Source organism: Nereida ignava (genome assembly GCF_047114695.1).
In the GTDB taxonomy this organism is placed as follows: domain Bacteria; phylum Pseudomonadota; class Alphaproteobacteria; order Rhodobacterales; family Rhodobacteraceae; genus Nereida; species Nereida ignava.
In genome coordinates, this window is the sequence record NZ_CP112885.1 from 2117725 (window position 1) to 2135698 (window position 17974).

The following is a 17974-nucleotide window of genomic DNA, read 5'->3' on the forward strand; positions in this document are numbered from 1 at the left end:
GTGGCCCTCGCAAGGGGATGCCTGTCGGGAAGCCCAAATGGGTGACCAAAGGACAACGCCCTTCACGCGCGCAAGCGCTACAACCGAAGGAGAACAGCCGTGACCAAACGCACGTCTGCCAAGTACAAAATCGATCGCCGCATGGGCGAAAACATCTGGGGCCGCGCAAAATCCCCCGTTAACCGTCGTGAATATGGCCCTGGCCAGCACGGTCAACGCCGTAAGGGTAAACTGTCTGACTTCGGTCTTCAGTTGCGCGCCAAGCAAAAACTGAAAGGTTACTACGGCGACCTGACAGAAAAGCAATTCAAACGCATCTACGTTGAAGCTGCACGTGTAAAAGGCGACACAGGCGAAAACCTGATCGGCCTTCTCGAGCGCCGCTTGGATGCAGTTGTGTATCGCGCGAAATTCGTAGCGACCGTTTTTGCTGCACGCCAGTTCGTGAACCACGGCCACGTCCGTGTGAACGGCAAAAAAGTGAACATCCCTTCCTACCGCGTTAAAGAAGGTGACGTGATCGAAGTGCGTGATCGTTCCAAGCAAATGGTTGCCTTGCTCGAAGCTGTTGCTTTGACCGAGCGTGATGTTCCTGACTACATGGACGTTGATCATACAAAAATGACTGCAACATTCGTGCGCACACCTGGCCTGTCTGACGTGCCATATCCAGTGCAAATGGAACCAAACCTCGTTATCGAATACTACGCACAGAACTAATTCTGACGCATATTCATTCGAAAGGCCGCGGGGGACATCCTCCGCGGCCTTTTTGTTTTTGCACAGTCGACTTAGCCCCGCTATCACTGCCTCGAAGGAGACACGGCCATGACAGATTTGACGCCACAACAAGGGATTATGGACATCGCTTTGTATCAAGGCGGCGCTTCACATGTTGAAGGGCTTAGCAATGTGGTAAAGCTGTCATCAAACGAAAATCCCTTTGGTCCGCCCGACAGCGCCCGCGAGGCATTGGTCCGCGAGGCAGGCAATCTGCACCGCTACCCGTCTACGGATCACGCCAGCCTGCGCAACGCCATCGCCGAAGTGCATCAGCTTGAGGCAGAGCAGATCATTTGTGGTGTGGGCAGTGACGAGATTATCAGCTTTTTGTGCAACGCCTACGCCGGTCCCGGCGACGAGGTGCTGTATACGGAGCACGGCTTTTCCATGTACCGCATCAGCGCACTTGCTGCCGGCGCGACCCCCGTGGAAGTGGCCGAGCGTGAGCGTGTTACAGATGTGGATGCGCTTTTGGCGGGGATCACCCCGCGCACGCGGCTTGTATTTATCGCAAATCCGAACAACCCCACCGGCACAATGATTTCCGAGGCGGAAGTCCGCCGGCTTGCAGATGGCATCCCGTCGAATTGTTTGCTGGTGCTTGACGGAGCCTATGCCGAATATGTTGAGGGCTATGACGGCGGTGCCGCGCTTGCGGCGACGCGGACAAATGTCTTCATGACTCGCACTTTTTCAAAGCTTTATGGCCTGGGTGGATTGCGTGTGGGTTGGGGGTACGGCCCGAAAGAAATTATTGATGTACTGAACCGTGTGCGTGGCCCTTTCAATTTGTCTAACCCTGCGCTTGCCGCCGCCGAGGCTGCTGTGCGTGATGTGGAATATGTTGAGAAATGCCGCACCGAAAATACCAAGTGGCGTGCTTGGTTGGCTGAAGGTTTGGCCGAGTTGGGCGTGCCCTCTGATACATCGACTGCGAACTTCGTGCTGGCGCGCTTTGCTTCGGAGGCCGAGGCGAACGCGTGTGATGATTATCTGAAATCCCAAGGTTTGTTGGTGCGTCGCGTAGCAGGGTACAAGCTGCCCAACTGTTTGCGCATTACCGTAGGTGATGAGGCTTCGTGCCGCCGTGTTGTCCATGCGGTGCGCGCATTCAAGGACGCTTCCCAATGAGCGGCCCCGTCTACAACCGTGTGGCGCTGATCGGCTTGGGCCTGATCGCATCGTCTATGTTTTGGGCGATGAAACGCAGTGGACTTGCCGGTGAGGTAACGGGCTACGCGCGCTCAGCCAAGACCCGTGATACGGCCCGCGAGATTGGTCTGTGTGACCGCGTGTGCGACAGCGCAGCCGAGGCCGTTAAGGACGCGGATCTGGTTGTTTTATGTGTTCCAGTCGGCGCGATGGAGCAGGTGACCAAAGACATCGCCCCCCATTTGATGGCTGGCGCAACAGTCAGTGACGTGGGTTCAGTCAAGCGCGCGGTTATTGATGCAGTTGGTCCGCACTTGCCAAGCAATGTCCACTTTGTGCCTGCCCACCCGTTGGCTGGAACGGAGCGGTCTGGCCCTACATCAGGGTTTGCCGAACTTTTTGACAACCGTTGGTGTTTGATTGTGCCCGCGGATGAAAATACCGATGCAGATGCGGTGGCAAAGCTGTCTGAGCTTTGGGAAAAGATGGGTAGTAAAGTCGACACGATGGATGCAGATCACCATGATTTGGTTCTCTGCGTCACGTCCCATGCGCCGCACTTGATTGCTTACACGATGGTCGGCGTGGCCGATGATTTGCAACGCGTGTCCGAACAGGAAGTGATCAATTACTCAGCCACGGGTTTTCGGGATTTCACACGGATCGCGGCCTCTGATCCGACCATGTGGCGGGACGTTTTTTTGAACAACAAAGAAGCCACACTAGAGATTTTGGGCCGCTTTACCGAAGAGCTTTTCGCCCTTCAGCGCGCAATTCGTACGGGTGACGGCGATCATTTGCACGACTATTTCACGCGTACGCGTGCGATCCGCCGTGGTATTTTGGAAGCGGGCCAAGACGTGGATGTCCCGAACTTTGGACGCAACGCGACTAAGGATTAAGCCGCGCTGCGTTTGTTTTGCACCCGTTTCATGGGCCGTCTAGCGCAGCCTGATGCGCGGGGCAGGTCCGATGGGGAAGGGGCCGATGGCCATGTTTCCGTTACGGAATGTCACGGGTACATCGAGCGTTGCGGTATTACCTGACAGCCCCGCAAGCATCTCAAGACCCCGCTCGATAAACGGCAACACACCTTGTGGCACCATGTCAGAGTTCTCGGCCACTTTCAGCATTTCGCGCCAGTTGGTCGCCTTCAGCTGTATCTCACCGGTCGGAACGCCGTTACCATCAAGGGTCACATCACCCGCCGCCCGCAGATCAAGCCCGCCCCAACTTGCCGCCAACAGGTTCAGGTCAATTGAGGTCGGCTGTGGACGCGCTTGTTCAATTGCAAAGCGGTTCCATTCGGCGTCAAAACTGGCAGTCACATCGATGGTTAGCCCTTCGATGATTTGCGGTAAAACATCCGCAGGGTCCAATTGTGCCCGCAGGGCATCAGGCAGGGTGACGCCCTTGAGTTGCGCATAAAAATCACGGGTAAGTTCCGCGTTCGCCGCGCGCCGCACAGATACGGTGCCGTTGGTGATCTGCGTTACGGCACCGCCGTTGCCCGTTGCTTCAAGTCCTTCAAAGGTGAAAGTCGCACTGTCGAGCGTAAGGGCTGTATCAGGCAAAAAGACGGCACTTGCGCGCATGTCCTCGGCGGTGATGTTTGCGCGCGCCAACGGCGTTGCGATGGTTTGCTCATTCGGCCAAACGGCGATGATGTGGTTGGGTTTGTAGGACAGGGCAAACACCTGAAAGAACGGGGCACTCCATGCCCAGCCGGTGCGCGGATCAGCTAGTTCAAGTGCATTGATCGTTGTGTCAAAGCGAGACGGAAACCCGCGGGTTTCGATGCTGTCATAGTCGGCCACCCAACCTTGGGCACTGCGATCTGCGAACCATGCTTTGGCGCCGCGTTCTGCCGCGGTTGATCCAACAAACCAATAGCCTGCCCACAATATGGCCGCCGCAAGACAGGCCCCAATAATCCAACGCATCTTATGTTCCCTTCGTTGCATCTTGTGCTGTGCCAGTGTTTACAGAGCCAACACGAAAAGGGCTAGGCATGATGAACGACGACGCGCTTTGGGTTTTTGCATACGGGTCACTTGTGTGGAACCCGGGCTTTAACGTGGCTGAACAACACATCGGACAGGTGGCGGGGTTTGCGCGGTCGTTTTGTATGTCGTCAATTCATCACCGTGGCACCGTTGAACAGCCAGGTCTTGTCTTGGCACTTGATGCAAAGGACGGGGCAAGCTGCGAAGGCGTTGCGCTGCGCTCGGCGGACCCAAGTGATGTGGTTTTGGACATGCTGCGCGAACGCGAGTTGGTCAGTTCGGCCTATTATGAGGACTGGATCGAAGTCACGCTGCGGGACGGGCGCACGGTCAAGGCGGTTAGCTACATCATCGATCCGACCCACGTACAATATTGTGCCGATCTAAGCCTTGAGACCCAAGCGCAGATCATCGCTCGCAGCACGGGCGGTCGTGGCCCGAATTGTGAGTATTTGCATAACACCTACAGTCATCTCGAAAGCCTTGGTTTGCGTGATGAGGACCTAAAATGGCTTTCTGCACGTGTCCGCGAGATTAAGGGTTAACACTTTGCTTTACCCTTTTGGCAGGTCTATGATCAGGCTCAAGAGCCGCAAATGGTCAGGGACAGGCACATGGATATCTCAACCCGCCAAGTAACGCCGTATTTCAGCCAGCCGTTCCGGCAGGTCATGATGATGCTGATTGCACTGGGTCTGGTGGGCGTTGGTCTTTATCTGGCACTGCCGCGCATTTTGCCGGTGTTCTTATCGAACCTCTACCTTAACGGCTTCATCCTGTTGGTCTTTGTTGTGGGTGTGTTTGCCTGTTTTTATCAAGTCTACCAACTGGCCGCCTCCGTGCGGTTTATCGAAGGTTTTGCGCAGAACCTCCCTGGCGCAAACATCGCCAAGCCGCCTTTGCTGATGGCCCCTTTGGCGGCTCTGTTGGGCTCGCGCAAAGCGGAAACGAGCATTTCAACCACGTCTGCGCGCTCTATTTTGGATTCCGTCGAAAGCCGCATTGGCGAAGAGCGGGAGATGACCCGCTACATCACCAACACATTGATTTTCCTTGGTCTTTTGGGGACGTTTTACGGTCTCGCGACCACCGTACCTGCGTTGGTTGAGACAATTCGCGGTCTGCAACCGACCGAGGGCGAGGCAGGCGTTGATATGTTCAACCGCTTGATGTCAGGCCTTGATAGTCAATTGTCCGGCATGGGCGTGGCGTTTGCGTCTTCGCTTTTGGGCCTGGGCGGATCCCTGATTGTGGGGCTGCTGGAGCTTTTTGCCAGTCACGGTCAGAACCGCTTTTACCGCGAGCTTGAGGAATGGCTGTCATCGATCACACGTCTGTCGTTTTCCGCCGCAGACGGTGACAGCAGCGCCGAGCAAAACTTCATGGCCGGTGTGCTTGAACACATGTCTGATCAGATGGACGGTTTGCGAGAGTTGATGGCAGGCTCTGAGGCCAGCCGCAAAACGCTTGAAGGACAGATCGGCGATCTGGCCACAACAATGACGAACCTCGCTACCCGCATGGAAACCGGCGACGATACCCGTGATGCTCTTTTGCGTGTGGCGGATGGCCAAGATCGCCTTCTGGCGCAACTTGCCCAAGGGGGCGGCGGTGGTGACGGCCTTGATGCTGAGGCACGGATGCGCTTGCGCTCGATTGATGTACAACTGTTGCGGTTGGTTGAAGAAATGGCCGCGGGTCGTCTTGAAACAACAGCTGAAATTCGTGGTGATCTGGCGCGTTTGACCAACACTATCGCGCGTGCCATCGCTGCTGAGGACGGCGCGTAAATATGGCGCTGGCGCAACGCAGAAACGGTATCCAAGCCTCGATCTGGCCGGGGTTCGTTGATGCGATGACGGCGCTGCTGCTTGTGTTGATGTTCGTGCTGACCATTTTTATGGTGGTCCAAGCGGTCCTGCGCGAAACGATTACAGGCCAAGAAAACGAACTTAATGAATTGGGCGCAGAAGTTGGCGCGTTGTCGGCGGCTTTGGGTCTGGCGACCAGTCAGCGCGATGATCTGCGTGTTGAGTTGGGGAGCTTGCGCGCCACACTTTCCCAAGCTGAAGATGACATCGACGCCCGCGATGCGCGCATCCGTGATTTTGAGGCCCAAGTTGCCGCCCTTTTGGTGCAGCAGTCTCAGACACAGGCGCAAATTACCGCACTTCAGGGCGAAAACGCGCAAATTCTGTCAGATAAAGAAGCGCTTGATCTGGCATTGGCTGCGGCGCGTGATGAAATCAGCGCAGGTGAGCAGGCCGCCCGTTTGGCCGCTGCGCGCCGTGAAGCTCTCGAAGCGTTAATCGCCGATTTGCGCGCCGAAAACACCGAAACGACAGCCCTGCTCAGCCAGACCGAACAGGCCCTAACGGATGCACAGCAGGAATTAAGCGATGCCGAAATTGCCCGTATCGCAGATGCGCAGGCGGCAGCGGCGCTGCGTGCACGGCTTGAAGCGGCACGAGACGAGTTAACCGCAACCACATTGGCCCTTGAGGCCAAGCGCCAAGAGGCCGAAGACACCCTGACAGTGCTGGCCGCGACGCAAGAGACCCGCGACGATCTGAACGCGCGCTTGGCCCAAGCTTTGCTTGATCTGGAACAAACGGATGCAGAACTGGGTGCGCTGCAGGACCGTGTGGACGCGGATACTGCTTCTGTGCAAGCAGAGCTAAGCGCGCTTTTGGCGGCCAAACTTGCGGCTGAAAACCAAGCAGCCCTTCGCCTGACGGAGGCGCAACAACGCGCCGCTCTTTTGGCCGAAGCCAACGAGGAGCTTTCAGTTGTTGAGGCGCAGTCTGCTGAAGACCAACGCAAAATTACGCTACTCAACCAGCAAATTGGTGAGCTGCGCAGTCAGCTTTCTTCGTTGCAGGGTATTCTTGATGCGGCCGCAGAAGCCGATGCGCAGGCCGATATTCAAATTCAAACGTTGGGCCAAAACCTGAACGCAGCACTCGCCCGCGCCGCCACTGAGGAGCGCAAGCGCCGCCGTCTTGAAGAGGCTGAACGCAAACGTCTTGAGGCCGAGGCCGTTGATCTTGCCAAATACCGGTCGGACTTTTTTGCGCAGCTTCGCGACCTTCTTGACGGTCAGGATGGCGTGCGCATCGAAGGGGACCGTTTTGTGTTTTCGTCTGAGGTGCTGTTCGCCCAAGGCCAAGCGGATTTGTCAGCGGACGGCGAGGCCGAGATAGCCAAAGTTGCGCGCATCCTTCGTGACATTGCGGGCGACATCCCTGATGGGATTGATTGGGTGATCCGCGTCGATGGGCACACAGATGACACCCCACTTTCTGGGCTGGGCGAATTCCGCAACAACTGGGAACTCAGTCAAGCACGCGCCTTGTCCGTGGTGCTTTATATGGTGAACTTTCTGGGCCTGCCACCGGACCGTTTGGCGGCCAATGGCTTTGGACAATACCAGCCCGTGAACCCCGCTGACACAGATGCGGCGCGCGCGCAGAACCGCCGGATTGAACTGAAGCTTACTGAAAAATAACCGTCTATTCGACGCGCATTTGCGTAACGGTTTCCTGAATGACGCGGCCAGCGCGGGTAAGTGTCACGGTCCCTTCATAGCTGCCACGTGGCCAGCCAACACCGCGCAGCGGTTTGCCAGCCGCGCGCATCGCTTGGGCTTGGGCGCGTTTGAACAGCGTGGTGTGGTCCAAGATTTCACCTGCGGGGCCAGTGATATTCAGGGCCATCACATCGCCGCGCTTAACCCCAAAAGCAAACCCCCAAAGCACGATGGCCTCTTGGGTGATGCTGAAGTCTGTTTGTGCGGCATTCCCCGCTTTGACGGCGTCATAGTCGGGTAACCCGCCCAAAAAACCCGCGTTGATCAAACCGGCGGGTTCATAGGTGGGGGCGTCGCGCCACAGGGTTTTTGCGGGTGTCTGTGTGCATGCCGTGTCGAGTGTGTTTGCAGTTTGTGCATCAAACGGATCAATAACCTGCCCATCTTTGCGAACCGAGAAATGCAGGTGCGGGAATTGCGTGTTGCCGCTTAGCCCCACTTGCCCAACGACGGTACCTGCATCAACGGCGTCGCCTTCGCGCACGTCAAGCGAGCCACGTTTTAGGTGACAATACTGCGTGCTCCACCCGTTTTGATGCTGAATAACCACGCCGTTGCCGCATTCACGGTCCGCAAACGCGGCGCTGTTTTCTGCCGTGGCAATCTGATCTGGCATCCCGTCACGCACACCTTGGACACGGCCGGCAGCAGCGGCCAAAACATCTACGCCGCCTGCCATGTCGCGCAATGTGGGCAGTGCGAAATCCGTACCTTTGTGTGTGTCATAACTCAGGCTACCACAGGTGAAATCCATGACTTCGTCGCTTGGGTCGCGGTCAACGAATTGTTGGATATAACAGTCCTCACCCAAGGTGCAGGCGATCGGTAAATCGATCATGAACTCACCTGCGGCGTCGCTTGCTATGGCAAGTGATGCGGCGCAAACGAAAGGGGCCGCGTGTGCAGCCCCTTTCAGGTAACGTATCATAGATGGCGTCATGTGGCCCTCAATCTGGTCGTGTGCGCAAATGTGGCGCGCTTAGTCTGCGGTCAGAAGAGGCGGCTTTTTACTGCCAATCTGCGCTTTTGCGGGCTCTTCGATGCGAATGTCCAACTCGCCTTTCTTGACGCCAACTTTCACGACGCCGCCTTTCAGCAGCTTGCCAAACAGCAACTCCTCGGCGAGGGGCTTTTTGATGTGCTCTTGGATCACACGGCCAAGCGGACGCGCGCCCATCTTCTCATCATAGCCTTTGTCGCCCAACCATTCAGCCGCCGCGGGGGTCAGCTCAATCGTCACGTTGCGGTCCATCAGCTGAGCCTCAAGTTGCAGCACAAACTTCTCAACCACTTGGCTAATCACTTCTTTGCCAAGTGGCGCGAAGGCCACTACCGCGTCAAGGCGGTTGCGGAATTCAGGCGTGAACATCCGTTCGATTGCTGCGGTGTCCTCGCCCTCGCGGCGATCACGACCAAAGCCCATCGGCGCGCGCGCCTGATCTGACGCACCCGCGTTGGATGTCATGATCAAGATCACGTTGCGGAAGTCTGTCGCGCGGCCGTTGTGGTCCGTCAATTTGCCGTGGTCCATGACCTGTAGCAAAATGTTGAACACATCGGGGTGCGCTTTTTCGATCTCATCAAGCAGCAACACGCAGTGCGGGTTTTGATCCACGCCATCTGTCAGCATGCCGCCCTGATCGAAGCCCACGTATCCTGGAGGCGCGCCGATAAGGCGGGAAATCGCGTGTTTCTCCATGTACTCAGACATGTCAAAGCGCAGCATCTCAACGCCTAAGGTATCCGCCAATTGGCGTGCAACTTCGGTTTTACCAACGCCTGTTGGACCCGCAAAGAGATAGTTACCAATAGGTTTTTCAGGCTCGCGCAGACCCGCACGGGCCAGTTTGATAGCCGACGAAAGCGCCTCGATGGCGGTATCTTGGCCGAAGACAACGCGTTTCAGCGATGTCTCGAGATCTTTCAGCACTTCTGCGTCGTCCTTGCTGACGTTCTTTGGCGGGATGCGCGCGATCTTGGCCACAACGGCCTCAATCTCTTTGGCGCCAATTGTTTTGCGCTTTTTGCTTTCCGCCAACAAGTGCTGTGCCGCACCCGCTTCATCAATCACATCAATCGCTTTATCGGGTAGTTTGCGGTCATTTATATAGCGCGCAGACAGCTCAACCGCTGATTTGATCGCCTCGGATGTGTATTTGATGGCGTGGTGATCCTCGAAGTATGGCTTGATGCCCTTCAGGATTTTGATCGCATCTTCCACGCTCGGCTCGTTCACATCGATTTTCTGGAACCGGCGCGACAAAGCGCGGTCCTTTTCAAAGTGCTGACGGAATTCTTTGTAGGTCGTTGATCCCATGCAGCGCAATTTGCCGCCTGCAAGCGCAGGTTTAAGCAAGTTTGACGCATCCATCGCACCGCCCGAAGTCGCGCCCGCGCCGATAATTGTGTGGATTTCATCGATAAACAGCACTGCATCATCGTGATCTTCCAGCTCGCTCATCACGGCCTTCAGACGCTCTTCAAAGTCGCCACGGTAGCGTGTGCCCGCAAGCAGCGCGCCCATATCAAGCGAATAGATAATCGTGTTCGACAACACATCCGGTGTCTCACCGCTGACAATCTTATAGGCCAAGCCTTCTGCAATGGCCGTTTTACCAACGCCCGGATCGCCCACCAACAAAGGGTTGTTCTTGCGGCGGCGGCACAACACCTGAATGCAGCGCTCAACTTCGTGGGCGCGTCCGATCAGCGGATCAACATCGCCTTTGCGCGACTTCACGTTCAAATCCACGCAGTATTTATCAAGCGCACTTTCTTTGGTGTCGCCATCTGTGACGCCCTGGGCTTCTTCTTCCAAATCGGTCGAGCCTTTGGGACCGCGGTCCTCGCCGTAGGCAGGGTCTTTTGCAACACCGTGTGCGATGAAGTTCACCGCGTCGTAGCGTGTCATGTCCTGGGCCTGCAGGAAGTAGGCGGCGTTGCTTTCGCGTTCTGCAAAAATCGCCACCAAAACATTGGCACCTGTCACTTCGGTCCGGCCCGATGATTGCACATGGATCGCCGCGCGCTGGATCACCCGCTGAAACGCGGCTGTCGGCACGGCCTCGGAACCTTCAACATCTGTGACAAGGGTCGACAGGTCGTCGTCAATAAAATCAGTGAGCGTTTTGCTGAGCGCTTCGAGGTCCACACTGCACGCCTTCATGACCTTCGCGGCGTCCGGCTCGTCCACAAGTGCCAACAACAAGTGCTCAAGGGTGGCCAACTCGTGGTTGTTCGCGTTGGCCGTGGCCAGCGCCTGATGGATTGCTTGCTCAAGAGAGGTCGAAAATGATGGCACGTTCGTGTCCTTTCGGTCTTCTAGGGTCAGACTGGATACGTCGGGAATACGCGCACCCACATCTTGCCGTGGCCTAATACTGTTAAAGTTCGCTTGATTTTACGAACCTTCAAGGAGTTTCTTTCACTTTTTGCTCAGATTTCACGAAATTTACTGAAATCGGCACGATTTGGCGGCAATTCGTCAGTCGGGCACAGCCCAACGCAGTGCTCCGCGAAAAACCAAGTGGGTTAACGGGGTGGGGTGGTTAAAAGTTATCTTTGCGTTGGCGCACTTCTGCGAAGACGTCCGCCGCTGCTGCTCCAGTCATATTTATGGCGCGGGCCAAGACTTGCAAGTCCGCGCGTAGATATGGATTGGTCTCTTTTTCCTCACTTAAACGTGATGGTACGGTGGGCAGTCCCTTTGCACGCTTTGCACCGACCCGCTCGGCAAGGGCGTGAAGCGCTTCGTTTTCGGGCTCAATGGTCAGGGCAAAAGCCAGATTGGCTTGCGTATATTCATGGCCTGAACAAACCCACGTGTGATCTGGAAGTGTGCGCAGGCGTTGCATGCTGTCCCACATCTGCGCGGGCGTTCCTTCAAACAGACGTCCACAGCCCAACGTCATTAAACTATCGGCAGTAAAGACGCATTCAGCGTCCGGTGCGTGAATGGCGATGTGCCCCACGGTGTGACCGGGGACATTAATGATGTGACACGGCGTGTCAGACAACATGATCTCTGCGCCCGCGTTAACGGCAATATCAAGGGGTGGCAGGCGGTACGCATCATCGGCGTTGCCCACTACTTTACTGCCAAAGGCGGCTACGAGTTCGGCCAGCCCGTCCACATGATCGTTGTGGTGGTGTGTGATCACAATATGCTCAAGCCCCCACCCACGGTCGTTCAAAACAGTCATAATGGGCGCGGCTTCGGGCGCATCAATAAGCGTGGTGCTGCCGGTGACGGCGTTATGGATCAAAAACGCATAGTTATCATTGACGCGAAACACGCTTGGGTCGACCCGCGTGTGGATCATCACAACTTCCAACGCGCCGCGTGTGGTGACATGAAAAGCGATTTCGTTGGATGGCTGGTTTTTGGTCATAATATCTGTAACTCTCGCAGGTAGCTTATTCGTGAGGGCAGGGCCGCTGGTCTGCCTAACGTATCTTTCAGAGGCCGCGCTGCAATGCATTTAGACGTGCTTGATCTGAAAACCTTTTATTACCGCAGCCAGTTGGGGCGCGCGGCGCAGGCCGCTGTGCGGGGCAAGCTGCTCCAAATGTGGCCCGAGGCCGAACGTCAAACTGTTGTGGGCTTTGGCTTTGCGGTGCCTTTGTTGCGTCCGTATCTAGCGGATGCGCGCCGCGTGATTGGCCTGATGCCCGGTCCGCAGGGGGTGATGGCGTGGCCGGCCGGCATGCCCAACGTGTCTGTGCTGTGTGACGAAACGGCTTGGCCCTTGGATACCGGCGTTGCTGATAAGCTGGTGATGATGCACGGGCTTGAAACATCCGAACGTCCGTCAGAATTGCTCCAAGAAGCGCACCGCGTGTTGGGGCCGGGGGGGCGGATGATCTTGGTGGTGCCCAATCGTGCGGGGCTTTGGTCGCGCCGTGACCGCACACCGTTCGGCTATGGGCGGCCCTACACGCTTGGTCAGCTTGAGGCGCAGGTCAAACAGCACGGCTTTGTACCAGAGCGTCACCTGACTACTCTTTACCAACCGCCGTCGGCCAAACGGGTCTGGCGCAAGACCGCGCCCGTGTTTGAGCGCATCGGAAGTCAGATGCCCGTGGGCATGGCAGGCGGGGCGATCATGTTGGAGGTATCAAAGCAGGTTTATGCACCGCGCGGCACGGCCACAAAAGACAAAGTGAAATCGCGTCTCAAGGCGTTAGATGGAATCGCTCGACCCGTCCCGAAGCCCGTATAAACGACTTTGCGGCGTCGGATGCCGACAAATTCCGGCCCGAACTACCCAAAAACACCGATAAATCCGCTAAAATGTTAACGCGAACATTCGCCGCAGGGGTGCCGTCTTTGGCTAAGTCGTTGAAATATATAGATATGCTTGTTTTTCATTGATCGCCGAGAGGTGTTGCGAGGTGTGAGAGGCTCTGCTATCCCCCCGCTTGATTTCTGGGTGTGCCACATGGTGCGCCATCAATCGCTGCCTGGGGTGTGGAGCTTCCACCGAATAGGCGGCCTAAGACATCGGAAGGGTGGACGTGTCAGAACCAGCTTCGATCTCAATGGGTATTGCAGACCGCTATGCCACGGCAGTTTTTGAAATTGCCAAAGAGGGTAAGAAAGTTAAAGCACTCGAAACCGACCTTGCATCGCTGACAGATGCGCTGGCGGTAGACGACTTTAGCAACCTTATCTCCTCGCCCATGATCAGCCGCGAAGAGCAGGCAGGCGCCATTGTTGCCCTTGCCAAGAAAATGAAATTGTCTCCAACAGTGTCCAACACGTTGAACTTGATGGCCACTAAGCGCCGTTTGTTCGTGTTGCCACAATTGGTGACCCGCCTGCGCGAAATCATCGCGCAAGACAAAGGCGAAGTGACCGCCGAGGTTGTTACAGCGAAAGCTTTGACAAAAACCCAAGCGGACAAACTTGCGAAAACGCTGAAAGCCAGCGTTGGTAAGACTGTCACACTCAATGCGACCGTTGATGAAAGCCTCATCGGCGGTCTTGTCGTTAAAGTGGGCTCGAAGATGATCGACACGTCGGTCAAATCCAAGCTCGATGCACTCCAAAACTCCATGAAAGAGGTCGGATAAATGGGTATCCAAGCTGCAGAAATCTCTGCGATCCTGAAGGACCAGATCAAGAACTTTGGTCAAGAAGCAGAAGTGGCCGAAGTTGGCCGTGTTCTTTCCGTAGGTGACGGTATTGCCCGCGTCTATGGTCTGGACAACGTTCAATCCGGTGAGATGGTTGAATTCCCAGGTAACATCATGGGGATGGCTCTGAACCTTGAAGCAGACAATGTTGGTGTTGTTATCTTCGGTTCTGACCGTGACATTAAAGAAGGCGACACTGTTAAGCGCACAAAGTCCATCGTGGACGTGCCTGCCGGTGACGCACTGCTTGGCCGCGTTGTTGACGCGCTTGGCAACCCACTTGACGGCAAAGGCCCGATCAAAGGCTCTGAGCGCCGCGTTGCGGACGTAAAAGCGCCTGGCATTATCCCACGTAAATCAGTTCACGAGCCAATGGCGACTGGTCTGAAATCTGTGGATGCGATGATCCCGATCGGCCGTGGCCAGCGCGAGCTGATCATTGGTGACCGTCAGACAGGTAAAACAGCTGTCGCTCTCGACGCTGTTCTGAACCAAAAAGTTTACAACGACGCCGCAAAAGACGACAGCGAGAAGCTCTTCTGCATCTACGTTGCTGTTGGTCAAAAGCGTTCAACAGTTGCTCAGCTTGTTAAGAAGCTCGAAGAAACTGGTGCGATCGAATATTCTATCGTTGTTGCGTCAACTGCGTCCGAGCCTGCTCCAATGCAGTTCCTTGCACCGTATGCTGCGACTGCGATGGCAGAATACTTCCGTGATAACGGCAAGCACGCGCTGATCATCTATGATGATTTGTCCAAGCAAGCTGTGTCATACCGTCAAATGTCACTTCTTCTTCGCCGTCCACCAGGACGTGAAGCGTACCCAGGTGACGTTTTCTACCTTCACTCCCGTCTGCTCGAGCGTTCATGCAAATTGAACGAAGACAACGGTTCAGGTTCTTTGACGGCGCTGCCGATCATTGAAACCCAAGGTGGTGACGTTTCTGCGTTTATTCCAACCAACGTGATTTCCATCACCGACGGTCAGATCTTCCTTGAAACAGACTTGTTCTTCCAAGGTATTCGCCCTGCGGTTAATACCGGTCTTTCCGTGTCTCGTGTTGGTTCATCTGCGCAAACAAACGCAATGAAATCAGTTGCTGGTCCGGTTAAACTCGAGCTTGCTCAGTACCGTGAAATGGCAGCCTTCGCACAGTTCGGTTCCGATCTGGATGCGGCCACACAGCAGTTGCTGAACCGTGGTGCACGCCTGACCGAGCTGATGAAGCAACCGCAGTACGCACCTTTGACGAACGCCGAAATCGTCTGCGTCATCTTCGCAGGTACCAAAGGCTACCTCGATAAAGTTGCTGTCAAAGATGTTGGTCGTTACGAGGCAGGCCTTTTGGCTTACCTGCGCAGCGAAAAAGCTGACTTGCTAGACTGGATCACAAAAGAAGATCCAAAAATCAAAGGTGAAGCTGCGGACAAAATCAGCGCCGCACTCGACGCTTACGCCGCTGACTTCGCTTAAGGAGAGACAAGGCAATGCCAAGTCTTAAGGACCTTAAAAACAGGATCGAGTCGGTCAAATCGACCCGCAAGATCACAAAGGCTATGCAAATGGTGGCCGCCGCAAAACTGCGGCGGGCCCAAGAAGCAGCCGAAGCCTCGCGCCCCTACACAGAACGGTTTAACGCCGTGATGGCAGGGCTCGCGGCATCCGTGGGTGGCTCTGATAGTGCGCCCAAGCTGCTGTCTGGCACCGGAAGCGATCAAACCCACCTGTTGGTGGTGATGACGGCTGAACGTGGCCTGTGCGGTGGATTTAACGGGAACATCTCAAAACTGGCGCGCGGTCACGCACAAAAGCTGGTTGCTGAGGGCAAAACCGTTAAAATCCTGACCGTTGGTAAAAAAGGGCGTGACGCTCTGAAACGTGATTTGGGTGATCATTTCGTGGGCCACGTTGACTTGTCTGAAGTCAAACGCGTGGGCTACGGCGATGCTCAAGGCGTTGCACAAGACATTCTGACACGCTTTGACGCGGGTGAGTTTGACGTTGCAACGATCTTCTTCGCGGAATTCCAAAACGTCGTCACACAAATCCCTACGGCGCAACAAATCATCCCCGCTTCTTTTGACGCAGCGGATGAGGCGGGCGGCGATGCAACGCTCTATGACTACGAACCCTCAGAAGAAGCCATCTTGGCCGACCTTCTGCCTCGTGGTGTGGCAACTGCTATCTTCAGCGCTTTGCTGGAAAATGGCGCGTCAGAGCAAGGTGCGCGGATGTCCGCAATGGACAACGCAACCCGCAACGCCGGCGAGATGATCGACAAACTGACCATTCAGTTCAACCGATCACGCCAAGCTGTGATTACCAATGAATTGATCGAAATTATTTCGGGCGCGGAAGCGCTCTAAGAACCGGAGAATAGACACATGGCAAATGCAAAAGGCAAAATCACGCAGGTGATTGGCGCCGTTGTCGACGTGCAGTTTGAGGACGCTCTTCCCCAGATCCTCAACGCGCTGGAAACAGACAACAACGGCAAGACGCTGGTCCTCGAAGTGGCTCAGCACCTTGGTGAAAACACAGTGCGCACCATCGCGATGGACGCAACAGAAGGCCTCGTTCGTGGCCAGGCCGTTACCGACTCAGGTGCGTCCATTGTTGTGCCCGTAGGCGACGCAACACTTGGCCGCATCATGAACGTTGTGGGCGAGCCAATCGACGAAAAAGGCCCAATTGGTGCCTCTGAAACACGTTCCATCCACGCTGAAGCGCCCGAGTTCTCCGAGCAGTCAACAGCGTCGGAAATTCTTGTGACAGGCATCAAGGTCATCGACCTTCTGGCGCCATACTCCAAGGGTGGTAAAATTGGTCTGTTCGGCGGTGCGGGTGTTGGTAAAACAGTTCTCATCCAAGAGCTCATCAACAACATCGCGAAAGTGCACTCTGGCTACTCCGTGTTTGCGGGTGTGGGCGAGCGTACTCGTGAAGGTAACGACCTTTACTACGAATTCATCGAATCCGGCGTTATCAACGCAGACGATCTGACGAAGTCCAAAGTGGCCCTCGTTTACGGTCAAATGAACGAGCCTCCCGGTGCGCGTATGCGTGTTGCCCTGTCAGGTTTGACAATGGCCGAGCAGTTCCGTGACCAATCCGGTACAGACGTTCTGTTCTTCGTCGACAACATCTTCCGCTTTACACAAGCGGGTTCCGAGGTGTCTGCGCTTCTGGGCCGTATTCCTTCCGCGGTGGGCTACCAGCCAACACTCGCAACTGACATGGGTCAGATGCAGGAACGCATTACGTCAACCAAATCAGGCTCAATTACGTCTGTGCAAGCGATTTACGTGCCTGCGGATGACCTTACCGACCCTGCGCCGGCGACGTCATTTGCTCACCTTGACGCGACTACGGTTCTTAACCGCGCGATCTCGGAAAAAGGCATCTATCCTGCGGTTGACCCGCTCGACTCCACATCACGTATCCTTGACCCTGCTGTTGTAGGCGAAGAGCACTACGCGGTTGCAGCCGAAGTGCAGCAAACCCTACAACGCTACAAAGCGCTGCAAGACATCATCGCGATTCTCGGCATGGACGAGCTTTCCGAAGACGACAAACTGACTGTTGCACGTGCCCGTAAGATCGAGCGCTTCTTGTCACAGCCATTCGACGTTGCGGAAGTGTTCACCGGTTCACCCGGTGTTCAGGTGCCGCTCGAAGACACAATCTCGTCGTTCAAAGCGGTTGTTGCCGGTGAATACGACCACTTGCCAGAAGGCGCCTTCTACATGGTTGGCGGCATCGACGAAGTGATCGCAAAAGCCGAAAAAATGGCAGCAGAGGCGGCCTAAGATATGGCAGACACCATGCAATTCGACCTGGTCAGCCCCGAACGTCGCCTCGCGTCGTTCGGTGTGACCGAGGTCCAGATCCCAGGTGCGGATGGGGACATGACGGTTATGGCCGATCACGCCTCAACCATCACCTCTCTGCGCCCCGGTGTTCTGACAGCCACGGGTCCCGAAGGGACACGCCAATACCTCGTGACTGGCGGTTTCGCCGAGATTTCACCCAACGGCACATCCGTGCTGGCGGAACGTGCGATCTTGCGTGAGGACGTCACACAAGCAGACATCGACGGCATGGTTGCAGACGCAACCGCGGCCCGCGATGCTGCTGGCCCGGATGCAACTGATGCCGCTGCCAAAACACTGGCAGACATCATCGCAATGGGTGGCGAGATCGGCATCACAGCAAGCTGATCACAGCGACGACAAAATGATCAAAGGCCTCGCATTTGGTTGCGGGGCCTTTTTCGTTTTCCTATTGTTTACCCATAGCCCGTATT

The 17974-nt window shown here is 55.8% G+C and carries 16 protein-coding genes; 12 read left to right on the forward strand and 4 right to left on the reverse strand.

Going from position 1 to position 17974, the window contains the following annotated elements; all coding sequences use genetic code 11:
* The first annotated feature begins 99 nt into the window (after positions 1–99).
* The 3 genes from rpsD (at position 100) to OLX08_RS10460 (ending at position 2837) form a co-directional block, all read left to right on the forward strand.
* Positions 100–720 (forward strand): 30S ribosomal protein S4, encoded by a 621-nt coding sequence (rpsD, locus tag OLX08_RS10450; protein WP_048599418.1) that lies wholly within the window; start codon positions 100–102, stop codon positions 718–720.
* 108 nt (positions 721–828) lie between these two features.
* A complete protein-coding gene (gene hisC, locus OLX08_RS10455) occupies positions 829–1914 on the forward strand; it encodes a histidinol-phosphate transaminase (RefSeq protein WP_391481295.1) in 1086 nt (361 codons plus the stop codon).
* On the forward strand, positions 1911–2837 hold the full coding sequence (locus OLX08_RS10460; RefSeq protein WP_391481297.1) for a prephenate/arogenate dehydrogenase family protein: 927 nt from the start codon (positions 1911–1913) through the stop codon (positions 2835–2837). The genes hisC and OLX08_RS10460 overlap by 4 nt, the downstream gene beginning before the upstream one ends.
* 39 nt (positions 2838–2876) lie before the next feature.
* Here OLX08_RS10460 and OLX08_RS10465 read toward each other — a convergent pair whose 3' ends face one another.
* Positions 2877–3878: a DUF2125 domain-containing protein gene (locus OLX08_RS10465; RefSeq protein WP_391481298.1), complete on the reverse strand. Its 1002-nt coding sequence runs from the start codon at positions 3876–3878 to the stop codon at positions 2877–2879.
* A 68-nt stretch (positions 3879–3946) separates the two neighbouring features.
* Here OLX08_RS10465 and OLX08_RS10470 point away from each other — a divergent pair, with 68 nt between their 5' ends.
* The 3 genes from OLX08_RS10470 (at position 3947) to OLX08_RS10480 (ending at position 7449) form a co-directional block, all read left to right on the forward strand.
* The gene (locus OLX08_RS10470; RefSeq protein ID WP_391481300.1) at positions 3947–4486 is read left to right on the forward strand and encodes a gamma-glutamylcyclotransferase; all 540 of its coding nucleotides are present in this window, start codon (positions 3947–3949) and stop codon (positions 4484–4486) included.
* A gap of 69 nt (positions 4487–4555) precedes the next feature.
* The gene (locus OLX08_RS10475) at positions 4556–5731 is read left to right on the forward strand and encodes a biopolymer transporter ExbB (protein ID WP_391481301.1); all 1176 of its coding nucleotides are present in this window, start codon (positions 4556–4558) and stop codon (positions 5729–5731) included.
* Positions 5732–5733: 2 nt separating this feature from the next.
* Positions 5734–7449 carry a peptidoglycan -binding protein gene (locus OLX08_RS10480; RefSeq protein ID WP_391481302.1) on the forward strand — a complete coding sequence of 572 codons (1716 nt, stop codon included), beginning with the start codon at positions 5734–5736 and terminating at the stop codon, positions 7447–7449.
* A 4-nt stretch (positions 7450–7453) separates the two neighbouring features.
* On the opposite strand, the gene OLX08_RS10485 is transcribed toward OLX08_RS10480, so the two are convergent.
* From OLX08_RS10485 to gloB, 3 genes are all read right to left on the reverse strand, one after another.
* Complete coding sequence (locus OLX08_RS10485; RefSeq protein ID WP_391481304.1) at positions 7454–8458, reverse strand: M23 family metallopeptidase; 1005 nt, start codon at positions 8456–8458, stop codon at positions 7454–7456.
* Positions 8459–8509: 51 nt separating this feature from the next.
* A complete protein-coding gene (gene clpA / locus OLX08_RS10490) occupies positions 8510–10831 on the reverse strand; it encodes an ATP-dependent Clp protease ATP-binding subunit ClpA (RefSeq protein WP_391481306.1) in 2322 nt (773 codons plus the stop codon).
* A 247-nt stretch (positions 10832–11078) separates the two neighbouring features.
* The gene (gloB, locus tag OLX08_RS10495; RefSeq protein ID WP_391483241.1) at positions 11079–11852 is read right to left on the reverse strand and encodes a hydroxyacylglutathione hydrolase; all 774 of its coding nucleotides are present in this window, start codon (positions 11850–11852) and stop codon (positions 11079–11081) included.
* Between the two features lie 153 nt (positions 11853–12005).
* On the opposite strand from gloB, the gene OLX08_RS10500 reads away from it, so the two are divergent.
* The 6 genes from OLX08_RS10500 (at position 12006) to OLX08_RS10525 (ending at position 17888) form a co-directional block, all read left to right on the forward strand.
* Entirely contained in the window at positions 12006–12752 is a 747-nt protein-coding gene (locus OLX08_RS10500; RefSeq protein WP_048599425.1) for a class I SAM-dependent methyltransferase, read from the forward strand.
* A gap of 295 nt (positions 12753–13047) precedes the next feature.
* Positions 13048–13605: a F0F1 ATP synthase subunit delta gene (locus OLX08_RS10505; RefSeq protein WP_048599489.1), complete on the forward strand. Its 558-nt coding sequence runs from the start codon at positions 13048–13050 to the stop codon at positions 13603–13605.
* Entirely contained in the window at positions 13606–15141 is a 1536-nt protein-coding gene (gene atpA / locus OLX08_RS10510; protein WP_048599426.1) for a F0F1 ATP synthase subunit alpha, read from the forward strand. It abuts the gene before it with no gap.
* A 14-nt stretch (positions 15142–15155) separates the two neighbouring features.
* Positions 15156–16034, forward strand: coding sequence for a F0F1 ATP synthase subunit gamma (locus tag OLX08_RS10515; RefSeq protein ID WP_048599427.1), 879 nt, complete (start codon positions 15156–15158; stop codon positions 16032–16034).
* A gap of 18 nt (positions 16035–16052) precedes the next feature.
* The gene (gene atpD, locus OLX08_RS10520; protein WP_048599428.1) at positions 16053–17477 is read left to right on the forward strand and encodes a F0F1 ATP synthase subunit beta; all 1425 of its coding nucleotides are present in this window, start codon (positions 16053–16055) and stop codon (positions 17475–17477) included.
* A gap of 3 nt (positions 17478–17480) precedes the next feature.
* Positions 17481–17888, forward strand: a complete 408-nt coding sequence (locus tag OLX08_RS10525) for a F0F1 ATP synthase subunit epsilon (protein WP_048599429.1) — start codon at positions 17481–17483, stop codon at positions 17886–17888.
* The last annotated feature ends 86 nt before the right edge of the window (positions 17889–17974 follow it).